Origin of the sequence: Leucothrix mucor DSM 2157 (assembly GCF_000419525.1) — a bacterium.
In the GTDB taxonomy this organism is placed as follows: domain Bacteria; phylum Pseudomonadota; class Gammaproteobacteria; order Thiotrichales; family Thiotrichaceae; genus Leucothrix; species Leucothrix mucor.
Window position 1 is genome coordinate 5,012,788 of the sequence record NZ_ATTE01000001.1, and the last position, 12,434, is coordinate 5,025,221.

The window sequence follows — 12,434 nt, forward strand, 5'->3', positions numbered from 1 at the left end:
TAGGGTAAATCATTTTAGGCCTGCGTTAGCGCTTACGTTAAACTTAAGGTCTTTTGGCGAGCTAACCGTGAAACGATTACGACTAGAGCTTGAATACCTGTTTTCAGGGATCGCATTTTATACGCGCCTGCCGATTCCTGCGTGGGTGCCGTACAGTCCAGACCATTTAAATAAATCCCGAAAATACTTGCCGCTGATTGGCTTGCTGGTAGGGGCTATGGGTGCACTGACTTATAGTTTAAGCACACTGGTCTTGCCGGGCTCTGTCAGCGTGCTGCTATCAATGATTGCCACGGTATTTATCACCGGTGCGTTTCATGAAGATGGCTTTGCCGATAGTTGCGATGGCTTTGGTGGCGGCTGGAAGAAAGAGCAAATTCTGCGCATTATGAAAGACAGCTGCATCGGTACTTATGGTGCAATCGGTCTGCTGTTAAGTTTAGGACTTAAGTATCAATTACTGTTAGCGATCCACCAAGTCTCGCCCGACTTGGTAGTGCTGGCATTACTGGCGGGGCATTCAATCAGTCGCTTGATGGCCTCAGTGATCATGCAGTGCTCTGTCTACGTTGCCGATTTAGAAAAAAGTAAGTCTTCCTCGGTCACTTCGATGCGCCTTAGCTTATCGGAAATGCTATACAGCGTGATTCCGGTGATTGTGTTATGGCTGGTGCTACCGGTTCTTTGGTGGAGTACTATCGTTCCAGTCATTATCGTTTCGTTTTGGCTATCTCACTATTTTAAAAAGAAAATTGGTGGCTACACGGGGGATTGCTTGGGCGCTATTCAGCAGATTTCAGAGCTTACCTTTTATCTGAGCGTGGTCGCATTGCTATAGTCTATTCAGTGTAGATTTATCTCTAAATGGACGATCAAAATTTTTCATCGTCACGACGTTTTTTATTTGTTTTCCGCGTGTTTTTTTTCTTGCTATAAAGCAATTACACCAACCGGAGATATGTAAAGTGAGCAAGGACCATAGAGAGACTGACTATTCTGACGATTATGACTGGGATGTTGACACCGATTTTGATGATCGTGAATCAGACAAAGTGAAAGCCAGTGCCAAGAAAGTTAGTCGTAAGCGTAGTGTAAAACGTCGTCTTGATGATTATTTTGAAGGCAAGCGATTGCGTGAAAGAAATCGCACACTTGATTACTTTGATGAGTCATTCGGCAGCGATTACTAATCAAAAACGATGGGCAGTGAACGATCAGTTTGCTGCCCATTTTAGTTTTCAGTAATCACCTGCATAAACTTGTCGATCAAGGCCTGAGAGCTATTATCAGTGCGATAGACTGCAAATAAGTTACGTTCAAATACGGGCGCGCCAGCCACTTCATACAGTGGAATCTGCGCAACGTTATTTGTAATAATTTGCTCGGGTAAATAGGCGGCGCGCCGTTTTATCCGCAATAAATCCAACGCCATCACGCCATAATTGGTACGGATAGAAGCGGCTGGAAATCCTGTAAATGCTCTTGAGTGTTCATGCTCAAATAGCGCCCCCCAATCGACCATCACATAGCCTTTGCCCATTGCATTTTCCAGCAGGGTGTCAGGGTGATTGGCAAATAATTTCAGCTTGAGCGATGCGATATTGACCGACTGCAATACGCCGGAATTAATGGGGTCAAATACAAAGCCAATATCCAGCGAGCCACTCAAAATCAGCTCTTGCACATTATGCCCCGGATGAATCGTGAGATTGAGTGCTGTTTCAGGCATTTCCTCGCGAATTTTATCTACCCAGCCTTTTAAAAATAGGTGCCAAGTATCCGGCAAATAACCGAGAGATAAGGACTGTGTGTACTCCTCCGGCAGCGCAACCATTTGGCGGGCACGTTCCCAACCACTGACTGTCATCTCCGCATATTTGTGAAAACGATGGCCCGCAGGCGTTGGCTCAATGGCATGGCGGTCGCGAGTAAATAACTTAACGCCCAGCCGTTCCTCCAGCAGTTTAATTCGGGCGCTGGCCGCTGACTGAGTGATGCACAGCTTCTCTGCAGACTTTCCGAAATGTCGTGTCTGGTAAATCTCAAGGAACGTTTTTAAATGAGCGATATCCATACAGATTTAATAACCGATAACTGGCTGATTAGGTGGAGGAATGATATGTTTTTTTATCCACTAAATACATTAGTAAGTAGAAGCATTATACTTTTCTTAAGGCGGCGTTGTTTATTTACTGGTATAAGCGTGTGATAAGTAACGTTTTTTGGCTGTCAGACTAAGTATATTAAATGCTATGATATCTTTCGGATAATTTTTACGGAATATTCCGTAAATCTAGTGAGGTTTGTGTGGGTCTGTATGACATTTCATTGCTGAATGGAAAAGAGTGTAGTGAGTTACTTAGTCAGTTTGTTGATCAAAATGGCGACAATGGTAGTGCGTTATTCGGTATTTTAAGCCGATACATTAGCTACTGCAGCCACTCATTCCCCCACATCGGATTTCACGAGCGACAGGACATCCTTCAGGAAGTCGCTGTTAAAATTCTCTGCCATGCTGATGATCTGCGCAAAAGTTGCAGCTTGCCACTGCTGTACACCATGGTTAGAAATCAGTGCATCGACCATATGCGCAAACACAAAACCCAATTAAACGTCTATCAGCACAGCGCTGAGCCGGAAGAGAATCGTGCCTTGCCACCGCCGGGCACTGACCCCAGTTCGCAAGTCGCCATGCTGGATAATATTGATTGTCTGGATAAGGTATTCGATCATATTGAGTCACAGCCAACCGGCAAGATGGATCTCTTAATCTACACCCAGTTTGCCCTAGGCTTGAGCTATGCTGAAATCTCAGTAATGGTTGATCGTACCGTGAGCGCGGTTGGCCGACGTATTTCAATACTGCGCGACAGATTAAAGCAGTTACGCGAAGAGCTGTGCTGAGTTAGCGTTTATGGACGATAAACAATCCAAAGATAAGCAGCCCTTAGACCGCTATTTACAGGTTTATACCCGCGATGAAGTGAAAGTCTTTTTCGATCGTGCAGTGACTGAGCTGGAGCGTCGGGATCAAGCGGCTAAAAAAAGAAAAGACCGCTACTGGCTTTGGGGTTTTATCGGCGCTTTAGCCGTGATCGTGGCAGTTGTGCTCGGGATTAAGCTATCTGGCCAGACCATTGCCGATAAGGCACAACAGTTGGTAGTAAATAATCCTCAATATAAGGTGATCCCTCAAGGTGAAGCGCCGGGTCTATACCCAAATATGCTCCCCATCCCCGGGGGAGAAATGGTCATGGGGTGTAGTGTCGGCAAGGATGATATCGTTGGCTGCCGCGACACTGAGTATCCTGCACATCTGGTCACCGTTAAATCCTTTGAAATCGCTCAACATGAAGTCACCGTTGCCCAATTCCGCCAGTTTATTCTTGAAACCGATTACCTGACGGATTCTGAAAAAGAGTTAGTAGGCTGTGTTTCGTTGAATTTAAACCAAGGTAAACCAAGTTGGTATATGGACCCTGAATATTCATGGCACTCGTCCCGCTTTGAAATGTCGGAAGAGTCCCCCGTGGTCTGTATCAGCTGGGATGATACGCAAGCTTATATCAAATGGATAAACGCCAAGACGGGTCGCCAATACCGACTACCAACGGGTGCCGAGTGGGAATATGCCGCCCGCGCGGGTAGCTCCACCGCATTTGCCTGGGGTGATCGGCCACGTCGGAAGTTTGCCAACTACAAAGGCGTTGGCGGTGCGGATCGTTGGCGATATAGCTCTCCGGTGGGCAGTTTCCCCCCTAATGCCTTTAATCTTTATGATATGGCAGGAAATGTCTGGGAGTGGGTGGAAGATTGTTGGCACGAACGTTACGACGGCGCGCCCAAAGATGGTTCCGCTTGGTTAACTCAGTGCGATAAGTTAAACACGCGAACGCGTCGAGGTGGCGCTTGGGATACTGTTGAAGCCTCCGTACGCCCAGCCATACGCAGTAAGGGCGGCGAAAATGACCGCAGCTATGTCTATGGATTTCGCTTGGCACATGATTTCATCGACACTAAATCAAAAAAATAAAAATAATTTCACACGCCCCCCTAAGCTTTTTGTTTTTCATACGTCTTTATAAGTAAGCCAGTGCGATGTCCTCCTGAGAAAAGGAGGTTTGTAAACACCTGTATGAGTTGTGAGCTTTATGAAACAGACTACAAAAATAAACGTCGAAAATTCCAGTGAATTAATTCCAAGGCTGTTAACCGAGATGATTGGCGCAGATGATCGATTGCATCGTCTGGCTAATCGTATCGATTGGCAGTTTCTTGAGCAGTCATTAGCCTCACGCTTTAACCCGGATATTGATCCATCTCCGCGCCTGATTATTGGCCTGCTTTATTTGCAAGCGCTTGAGAATCTTAGCTATGATGAGGTTCGCGCGCGATGGGCGTCCTCTCCAGCTTGGCAGTACTTCTGCGGAGAAACGTTGTACTGTCGTGAGTATCCATTACACCCTGCAGCTCTGAGTATTTGGAGCCGGGAAATTGGCGCTGCCGGCTGTAAGCTGATGCGTCATGCCTTAACCTTACAACCCATTCGTGAGGTAGTGCATTAAACAATAGAGGAATGCTGTGCGCCTGCCGTACTTAACGATTGCTGAGCCCTGTAGTTTTGAAATAGAACCCATTAAGCACTCACGCTTTCTTGCTTATGCAGCACCGGTTGGTGACGAAGCCGCCGCTCAGGATTTCATTCAAACCATTCGTATTGATCAACCCGACGCCCGGCATCATTGCTGGGCGTATGTGTTACGGGAACCTGAACGCGTAAAATTCAGCGATGATGGCGAGCCGGGCGGCTCTGCCGGTAAGCCCATGCTGATGCAGCTACAAGGGCGAGAGGTCTATGACCTTGCGGTAGTCGTTGTGCGTTATTTTGGCGGAACCAAGCTGGGTGTGGGTGGCTTGATGCGGGCTTACGGCGGCGCAGTTGGTCAGCTGCTGGATCGCGCGACACTGCGAACCGTCACTCCAAGCCTGCCGCTTTGGTTGGAATACGATTATGTGGATACCACCAAGGTTGATATGGCACTGGCTGCATTGGAATTAGCACCGGCTGAAACGGTGTATGCCGAGCGCATTCGAGCCCGCTTACAAGTGCCGGATACCGAGCTGGAAAGCATTGCTGAAACATTGAAAACTCAAGCCAGCGGCCGCATACATATTCTTCCTTATGATTGATTAGATGACTAAGCAATTTGGGCAACGCTGGGTGGAGCAGGCTGACTTTCTATGTGTTAAACTTTTCCTGTTCCATAGCATATAACTATAAAATGTTTTTACGAGGGTACTAGGATGAAAGAGCCTTTGCGGTTGCATGGCTTGCCGGGGTTTTGGTTGCGTTGCTTGCACTCAGCGCTGACCAATAAATTGCAAGCACGCTTAAAGAGTCGGGATGCGGGTGTTGCGGTGTCGGAATGGGTCACGTTGTCAATTTTGCACGAGCGGCCTGGATTGTCTATTAATGAATTGGCGCATTTGGCGGGCATGCATCAAGCGCCTATTTCACGCATTGTTGATAAGCTAACAAAGAAAAACTTGGTGACGCGAGTGACGAGCATCGCCGATCGGCGTTCGGTTAAAGTTGAGCTGACCGCTGAAGGAATGGCTTTGCGAGAGAGTTTGTTGGGCGTTGCTGCGGATAATGCAAAAGAGTCGTTTTCCTGCCTGACTGAGGAAGAGTTCAAAACCTTTATGCACACACTGCAAAAAGTGTTGAGACACAATAACTTCGACAAAGCTGATTTTTGACTGTGTAACCACGCGCCGGCTCCGTAATTAACTTATGGGGCCGGCGCGTTGCGTATAAGCCTGCGATTAAGCCGGCTTGTACTGACCGTCCGGAATATCCAGTCTGGCTGCAACGGCCGCTGAAGCAATCACCGTCACGGTTTGTTGAACTGGATCAGACACATTTAAACCACCAAATACCGTATTCACTTTCACCGACCCAAATGGGATTTGGCTGGCGATGACTTTGGTGTCGACTTTATCCGGCTGCTGAGTGCCGATAGTAACTTCCACCTGCATACTGTCGTGATCAATACCCATTGAGCGAAACAGTGAAATGGAGCTGTGGTGTAAGGCATCTTGCACGGCGCGTACGGCGGCTTTGGTGTAGTCTTCACCGTACAAATCGTTGCCAGTACCCATCTCTAAGATAATTCGTTGCATGGTCATGCCAAGCTCTCCTCTGCAAAGTCTAAATACACCACAGCGGCGGCATTGGCCATTACTGTCGTTTTGGTCCCGCAATCACTCAGAATGTCCAGACCACCTTGCACGACTTCTACGCTGGCTTGGCCGTAAGGAAATACTGCTTTAACTACGTCCTTGTCAACCAGCTCTGGCTTGGCGACGCCGATACTGACTTCGATCAGCATTTTCTCTTTATCAAAGCCAAACGCCGGCGCAATCGTCAGCGAGTTGTGCCATAGGGCATCCTTCACTGCGCGAACCGCTGCTTTTGTATAGTCCTGACCTTGCAGGTCAGTGCCCATACCCATTTCAACCACCATCCGTCTTTTTGCCATGGTTATTTCCTTAGTTAGTCGTTTGTCTGCATAGTGCACCAATTTCTACGCCAATGAAACAGCAGCCCATGACAGGCATTGTCAGTGCTCGCTTAAGCGAATACCATTGGGCCATTAAGGCTTCAAACACAGGATACGCCGAATGACAATGTTGAGTGTAAATGTTAATAAAATTGCGCTACTTAGAAACTCACGCGGACGTGATTTTCCAAGTGTGGTGGAGTTTGCTAAAAAGTTTATCGCATTAGGTGCGCAGGGCATTACCGTGCACCCGCGTCAGGATGAGCGCCATATTACGCGTCAGGACGCTTATGATCTGGCCGAGTTGCTGGTGGATTATCCGGGCGTTGAGTTCAATATCGAAGGCTACCCTTCTGAAGAATTTTTGCAGTTGGTTGAAGACTGTAAGCCAGACCAGTGCACACTCGTGCCGGATGCCGTCGATCAGCTAACTTCTGATCATGGCTGGGATGTAGCATGGCACAGCGAGTTGCTGGAAATGGTTACCACTCGCCTGAAAAAATCAGGGATTCGGGTTGCCGCCTTTTTAGATCCGGATGTGGAGCAGGTGCGCCGCGTGGCTAGCACTGGCGTTGATCGTATTGAGTTATACACTGAAGAATATGCCTCTGCCTACGGCACGCGAGAGCAGGCTGCGGTGCTAGCGAAATATGCTGATGCGGCTGCTGAAGCTCAGCGCTTAGAGCTGGAAGTGAATGCCGGACATGATTTAGACAGCCATAACCTAGCAACTTTCCTGACGATTCCGGGGATTCTGGAAGTGTCGATAGGGCATGTATTAACCGTGGAGTGTATCGAGCAGGGTATGCCAACGGTAATGGCTAAGTATTTGGAAATTTGTCAGGCATCAGCTTGATTGTTCAACACGGATTTAAAGCATGACTGATAGCGCCCGCAGCACCCGACGACGCCGAACCAATCGATCCGAGATTGATTACAGTGTGCCTTCACCCTGTGTAAAACTCTGTGGATTGAATAATGAAACGGGCCGCTGTGACGGTTGTTTTCGCACGATGGATGAAATCCGCGAATGGATGATTATGTCGCGAGAGCAAAAGCTAGACGTGCTGGAGCAAGTGGAGGTTCGTAAAGCAGAATAGGGTGGGTGTTGCTGAAGTTTGCTGAATTTAGCGGGTTGATGGCAATAAGCTAACCATAAAAAAAGCCTGTCAAAGGAGTGATCCTGACAGGCTTTTTGCGTTGGAGCGGAGAGGGTTACTCGCCGGTTACGGCTTTGGTCGCAGCTTCTACCGCTGCGGCAATTGGATCAACTGCGGATTCATCAACGGCTGGTATTTCAGTTGCAGGCACTTCCTCAGTTTCAACAGCAGGAGCTTCAGTCGCAGGTGCTTCTTCTGTTACCGTTTCTTCTGTAGCTTCAGCTTCAACAGCAGGAGTCTCAGCCGCCGGTGCCTCTTCAGTTACCACTTCTTCTGTAGCTTCAGCTTCAACAGCCGGAGTCTCAGTCGCAGGCGCTTCTTCAGTTACGGCTTCTTCTGCAGCTTCAACAGCAGGAGCCTCCGTCGCAGGTGCCTCCTCAGTTGCCGCTTCGGCTTCAACGGCTGGAGTTTCAGCAGCAGGTGCTTCTTCAGTTGCCGCTTCTTCTGTAGCTTCAGCTTCAACAGCAGGAGTTTCAGTCGCAGGCGCTTCCTCCGTTACAGCTTCTTCTGTAGCTTCAGTTTCAACAGCAGGAGTTTCAGTGGCGGATGCTTCTTCAGGCACGGCTTCTTCTGTCGCTTCAGCTTCAACGGCAGGAGTCTCAGCAGCAGGTGCTTCAACCGCAGCAGCTTCAGGAGCGGCTTCTTCAACAGCGGCTTCCTCAACCACATCCATTTTGTAAACAATTTCACCCTTAGGCTCAAATGCATCTGCATCCAGAGGATTGTGCAGTTCTAAATACTCTTTCAGTACATCGGCATCCACAAAGCCAGTATCAACATAGCTTGGCAGGTCAGAGACTTTAGGATAACCATCACCGCCAGCAGCCGAGAAGCTAGGCATTGATATGCGATAGGTTTTCTCTAAATCCAGTGGCTCGCCACCGATTTTCACATCTTCAACACTATCCGCTTTCACGGTCATTGAAATGCCAGCAAACTGCGCATAAGCACCGGTGTCAGTTGGCTTGGTAGCCACTTGAGCTAAATACTCCAGCACTTCCTTACCGGTCATTTCAACCGACACCAACAGGTTGGCAAACGGCTGAACCGTCAGTACTTCTTTGTAAGTGATGTCGCCAGTTTCGATCGATGCGCGCACGCCGCCTGAGTTCATAATACCGAAATCAGCTTTAGCCTTTTCCATCTGTGCCGTCGCAATTAAGCGGCCCAGGTTGGTTTGTCCAAAACGCACTTTATTACGCTCACCAACCAGCAGCTTGTTTGTGCTACCGACTTTAATATTGATCTGCTCTTTACCTTTATTGAGGTAAGGGCCAAGCAGCTTTAGCATTTCTTTGTTTTGTGCAATCTCGTTAGCAATCAATACGCGCTGAGAATTACCTTCAGCATCTTTGATTTTCTTCTTCAGATTGATCGGAATCAGGCGGTAAGACTTCAGTGTCACTTCGCCATTTTTGAACTCAAAGTCAGCGCGGCCAACATACTTGCCCCACTCATGCGCTTGCATAATCCAAGTGCCATTTTGATGCTCAGGAACGCAGGTCGCGCCTGGCTGATAATTGACATCGCGCAGATTTTCCGATTCCATGCAAACCGGCTCTTGAGAGTGGCCACCGATCACTGCCGTAATAGCGCCTTCTGGCATTGCCCGTGCCAGCGATACATCGCCCGGTGCATTGTAGCCGTACTTACCGTCGTCATAGTGACCCATGTGCGTCACGGCCAGAATCATATCCGGCTTTACTTCTTCCTGAAGTTCAGCAACCACTGCTTTAGCTTCTTCTTTAGGATCGCGGAATTCAACGTTCGCCAAGTACTCAGGATTACCGATCTTAGCCGTGTCTTCGGTGGTCAGGCCCATAATCGCAATCTTGATGCCTTGCTTGTCGATTACGCTGTAGGGCTTAAACATGCGCTCGCCGCTATCTTTGGCGTAGATATTCGCAGATAGGAATGGAAAGCCTGCCCACTCTTGTTGCTTAGCCAATACGTCCAGCGAGTTATCAAATTCATGATTACCGAGTGCCATGGCGTCGTAACCAATCTTACGCATACCGACAAAATCCGGCTCGGCATCTTGCAAGTCAGACTCTGGAACGCCGGTATTTATGTCACCACCAGACAGCAGCAATACACTACCACCTTCAGCCTCAACCTGACGACGAATCGCATTAACCACGGTAAAACGAGCAGGCATTCCATACTCACCGTATTTGTTTTGCCAGAAGCGGCCGTGATTGTCGTTGGTGTGCAATATAGTGAATTTATAAGTTTTATCATCTTGCCAGTCTTTAGCAATCACGGGATTGATTGCGCAGCAGGTGGCTAGCACTGGGAGGATGAACGGGCGAACTTTCATGGCGACTCCTAAGTATAAAATTAGTAATCATCTTAATACGAATTTTGAGTTTTTTGGAATAAATTATGAGGACTTGATCTAAATCAATTCGGGTAACCGACCAGCGTGCAACAATACAGTCATCGAATAACAACAGCGGAGCGTCACAGAATGTTTGCAGAACCCCATGACTTGCTACACGAATTCCCAGAGCACAAAGCCCGAATTCACGAGTTAAAAATGGAAGATGGCCATTTCGCGAAAATGTTTGAAGAATATGACGAACTTGACCATGAGTTACGCCGCATTCAGCAAGAGATCGAAACCCCGTCTGACGAGGTGGTTGAGGAGCTTAAAAAGAAGCGCCTACACCTGAAAGACCAGATGTTTAGAATGTTGATTGCTGAATAAACTGTTTTTTCCTCCTAAGTGTGATTTGACCCGGCTTGCTGGGTCTTTTTTTGTCTGCGATTTGGCTAGGGCAGTGGCTTAGCGGGTATTTCACTGATAAGAATTTGCAATGCCCCGTGTCACCCCCGATAATGCGCCCCTAATGCTTCAGGAGGCTTGAAAACATGTCCGCTAATTCTATCCAGATCGCTCTGCAATCCCTACCCGATACTACTCAATCCGCGCTGGCCAAACTGGCTGTGCTGCAAGAGGGTGGAAACTTGGTGGTGATTAGCCACGTGACTCAAGCCGAGTCGGTTGAGGCTGCCAAAGTGATGATGGATGCTGTCGTTGCCGCTGGTTTGGCTGAAGAGCATGACCACACTTATTACCGCTTTGATCCTGAATTACTGGCGCATTTAGTGCTGGATGTCGAAGCTGCCCGCCAAGAAGAATCACAGCAACATTGGATGGCAGCAGTCGATCAGTTACTCGCCTTTTTATATCAGCAGTATTTTGAAGATGAGACCATGGCGCTGCGCTTAGCGGCATTAGAGCGTGCTAATCTGATGGCTTATCTGGAGCATCGTGCGACACCACCTGTTTTGATGAGCGACAACGCCAGTCAGGTGGTTGAGTTATTACGCCGCATGGAAGCCTTATTAGAGAAGGCCGAAGCTGAAGCCGAGCAGGCACAGGTCAAAAACTGGATTGCCACGGCAGAAAGTTTGCAGGGTGATTGGAGCCATGTGCGTTTTGAGCATGACCGCCAAAATGTTGAAAACCTATTCCGCATGCGTGCTTTGCATCCGGCTTCACAAGCTGCGCAAGCCTTGCTGCAACGTTGCCACACCGCTGGCCGTGATGCCTATCCAGGTGCAGTTAACGACTTAGCGCTAGCCAATATCCTAATGGGCCAAGTGTTAAAAGCAGGTCAAGCGGGCGAACAAGCGCTGGGTTGCTTGCAGGAAGCTCAAGCCTTATTAACACCACATGCCAAGACCGACAAAGCAGCCGCAAACCTATTGATTGGTTGCATGATGGAGCAGGGTGATTGCCTGATTGAACAAGGCCAATTGGTTCCGGCAGAAGTGTTGTACTCACAGTGCATTGAGCAGGCGGAATCCTTCGGTGATTTACGCGGCTCTGCAATTGCACAAACACAGCGTTCATCCATTTACTCAATGATGGAGCGTCCGGCAGATGCGTTACGCGGTTATGAAAGCGCATTGGAAGTATTTGAAACGCTGGATGACGAAGTCATGATGGCGAATGTATGGCAGCACATTGCCATGCTGCATAAAGTGAATCAGGCGATGGATGATGCCAAGCAGGCATTTACGGCGTCCTTGGTATTATTGGAAAGCCAAGGCAATACGCGCGGCATGATCAGTACCTTGCTGGAGTTGGGTAATTTAAGCGAAGCCACTGCTGAGATCGTGACTGCGGTTGATTACTACCATCAAGCACTGCAAGTGGCTAAAGATGCGGATGATAAATTCCTGCAATCGGTCGTTGGTAATCGTTTAGCCGATGCGTTGCGTAAGCAGGGCGATTTTGAATTGGCACTGGCTGAGCTGGAAACGGCTGGCACTTTGGGTCAAGAGTTTGGTCATTCGGCAGAGCCATGGAAGAGCTGGAATACCCTAAGCCTGATCGAAACGGCGCAGAATAATCCAGCGGCAGCCCAAGCGGCTAAGCAGCGCGCGATTGAAGCCTATGTGTCTTACCGGATTGATGGTGGTGAGAATATGGAGCGTGACGGTCAGCTATGCACCGCTGTTCAAAGTGCCGCTCAGCAGCAACGCGATGGCGAGTTACGCAAAGTACTGCTTCAGTTAAAAGACGATTTAGGCTGGCAGGATGAGCAAGACCAAGCCCTGTTAGAGGTATTGGCGCAATTACTAAATGGTGAGCGTGGCCTGCCGATTCTGGAAAACAAGCAGTTAGGCTACCGATACGCGGCTGAGCTCATGTTGCTGCAAGACCGCCTACCGGAAAATAGCTAAATCATAAGTAAAC

General features: G+C 48.5%; 15 protein-coding genes. 11 read left to right on the forward strand and 4 right to left on the reverse strand.

The window, feature by feature from the left end:
• Positions 1-67 precede the first annotated feature (67 nt).
• Together LEUMU_RS0123045 and LEUMU_RS0123050 are read left to right on the forward strand one after the other, a co-directional pair.
• Positions 68-838, forward strand: coding sequence for an adenosylcobinamide-GDP ribazoletransferase (locus tag LEUMU_RS0123045; RefSeq protein ID WP_022954661.1), 771 nt, complete (start codon positions 68-70; stop codon positions 836-838).
• A gap of 127 nt (positions 839-965) precedes the next feature.
• Positions 966-1,190: a hypothetical protein gene (locus LEUMU_RS0123050; RefSeq protein ID WP_022954662.1), complete on the forward strand. Its 225-nt coding sequence runs from the start codon at positions 966-968 to the stop codon at positions 1,188-1,190.
• Between the two features lie 41 nt (positions 1,191-1,231).
• Here the strand turns inward: LEUMU_RS0123050 and LEUMU_RS0123055 are convergent, their stop codons facing one another.
• Positions 1,232-2,074 carry a LysR family transcriptional regulator gene (locus LEUMU_RS0123055; RefSeq protein ID WP_022954663.1) on the reverse strand — a complete coding sequence of 281 codons (843 nt, stop codon included), beginning with the start codon at positions 2,072-2,074 and terminating at the stop codon, positions 1,232-1,234.
• Between the two features lie 233 nt (positions 2,075-2,307).
• On the opposite strand from LEUMU_RS0123055, the gene LEUMU_RS0123060 reads away from it, so the two are divergent.
• From LEUMU_RS0123060 to LEUMU_RS28405, 5 genes are all read left to right on the forward strand, one after another.
• Entirely contained in the window at positions 2,308-2,904 is a 597-nt protein-coding gene (locus LEUMU_RS0123060) for an RNA polymerase sigma factor (RefSeq protein ID WP_022954664.1), read from the forward strand.
• 10 nt (positions 2,905-2,914) lie between these two features.
• Complete coding sequence (locus LEUMU_RS27465) at positions 2,915-4,033, forward strand: formylglycine-generating enzyme family protein (protein ID WP_022954665.1); 1,119 nt, start codon at positions 2,915-2,917, stop codon at positions 4,031-4,033.
• A gap of 118 nt (positions 4,034-4,151) precedes the next feature.
• Complete coding sequence (locus LEUMU_RS0123070; protein WP_022954666.1) at positions 4,152-4,565, forward strand: transposase; 414 nt, start codon at positions 4,152-4,154, stop codon at positions 4,563-4,565.
• Positions 4,566-4,581: 16 nt separating this feature from the next.
• Positions 4,582-5,190 carry an IMPACT family protein gene (locus LEUMU_RS0123075; protein ID WP_022954667.1) on the forward strand — a complete coding sequence of 203 codons (609 nt, stop codon included), beginning with the start codon at positions 4,582-4,584 and terminating at the stop codon, positions 5,188-5,190.
• A 114-nt stretch (positions 5,191-5,304) separates the two neighbouring features.
• Positions 5,305-5,760: a MarR family winged helix-turn-helix transcriptional regulator gene (locus LEUMU_RS28405; protein ID WP_022954668.1), complete on the forward strand. Its 456-nt coding sequence runs from the start codon at positions 5,305-5,307 to the stop codon at positions 5,758-5,760.
• Between the two features lie 66 nt (positions 5,761-5,826).
• On the opposite strand, the gene LEUMU_RS0123085 is transcribed toward LEUMU_RS28405, so the two are convergent.
• Positions 5,827-6,189 (reverse strand): Lin0512 family protein, encoded by a 363-nt coding sequence (locus LEUMU_RS0123085; protein WP_022954669.1) that lies wholly within the window; start codon positions 6,187-6,189, stop codon positions 5,827-5,829.
• Positions 6,186-6,542 carry a Lin0512 family protein gene (locus tag LEUMU_RS0123090; RefSeq protein WP_022954670.1) on the reverse strand — a complete coding sequence of 119 codons (357 nt, stop codon included), beginning with the start codon at positions 6,540-6,542 and terminating at the stop codon, positions 6,186-6,188. Before LEUMU_RS0123090 ends, LEUMU_RS0123085 begins: the two co-directional genes overlap by 4 nt.
• A 142-nt stretch (positions 6,543-6,684) precedes the next feature.
• Between LEUMU_RS0123090 and LEUMU_RS0123095 the strand changes: the two genes are divergently transcribed.
• Positions 6,685-7,419 carry a pyridoxine 5'-phosphate synthase gene (locus tag LEUMU_RS0123095; protein ID WP_022954671.1) on the forward strand — a complete coding sequence of 245 codons (735 nt, stop codon included), beginning with the start codon at positions 6,685-6,687 and terminating at the stop codon, positions 7,417-7,419.
• A gap of 22 nt (positions 7,420-7,441) precedes the next feature.
• A complete protein-coding gene (locus LEUMU_RS27475; protein ID WP_022954672.1) occupies positions 7,442-7,663 on the forward strand; it encodes a DUF1289 domain-containing protein in 222 nt (73 codons plus the stop codon).
• Between the two features lie 115 nt (positions 7,664-7,778).
• On the opposite strand, the gene ushA is transcribed toward LEUMU_RS27475, so the two are convergent.
• Positions 7,779-10,043, reverse strand: a complete 2,265-nt coding sequence (gene ushA, locus LEUMU_RS27485) for a bifunctional UDP-sugar hydrolase/5'-nucleotidase UshA (protein WP_022954673.1) — start codon at positions 10,041-10,043, stop codon at positions 7,779-7,781.
• A 150-nt stretch (positions 10,044-10,193) separates the two neighbouring features.
• Between ushA and LEUMU_RS0123110 the strand changes: the two genes are divergently transcribed.
• Positions 10,194-10,433 carry an HP1242/YdcH family protein gene (locus LEUMU_RS0123110; RefSeq protein ID WP_022954674.1) on the forward strand — a complete coding sequence of 80 codons (240 nt, stop codon included), beginning with the start codon at positions 10,194-10,196 and terminating at the stop codon, positions 10,431-10,433.
• A gap of 164 nt (positions 10,434-10,597) precedes the next feature.
• The gene (locus LEUMU_RS0123115) at positions 10,598-12,421 is read left to right on the forward strand and encodes a tetratricopeptide repeat protein (RefSeq protein ID WP_022954675.1); all 1,824 of its coding nucleotides are present in this window, start codon (positions 10,598-10,600) and stop codon (positions 12,419-12,421) included.
• Positions 12,422-12,434 lie beyond the last annotated feature (13 nt).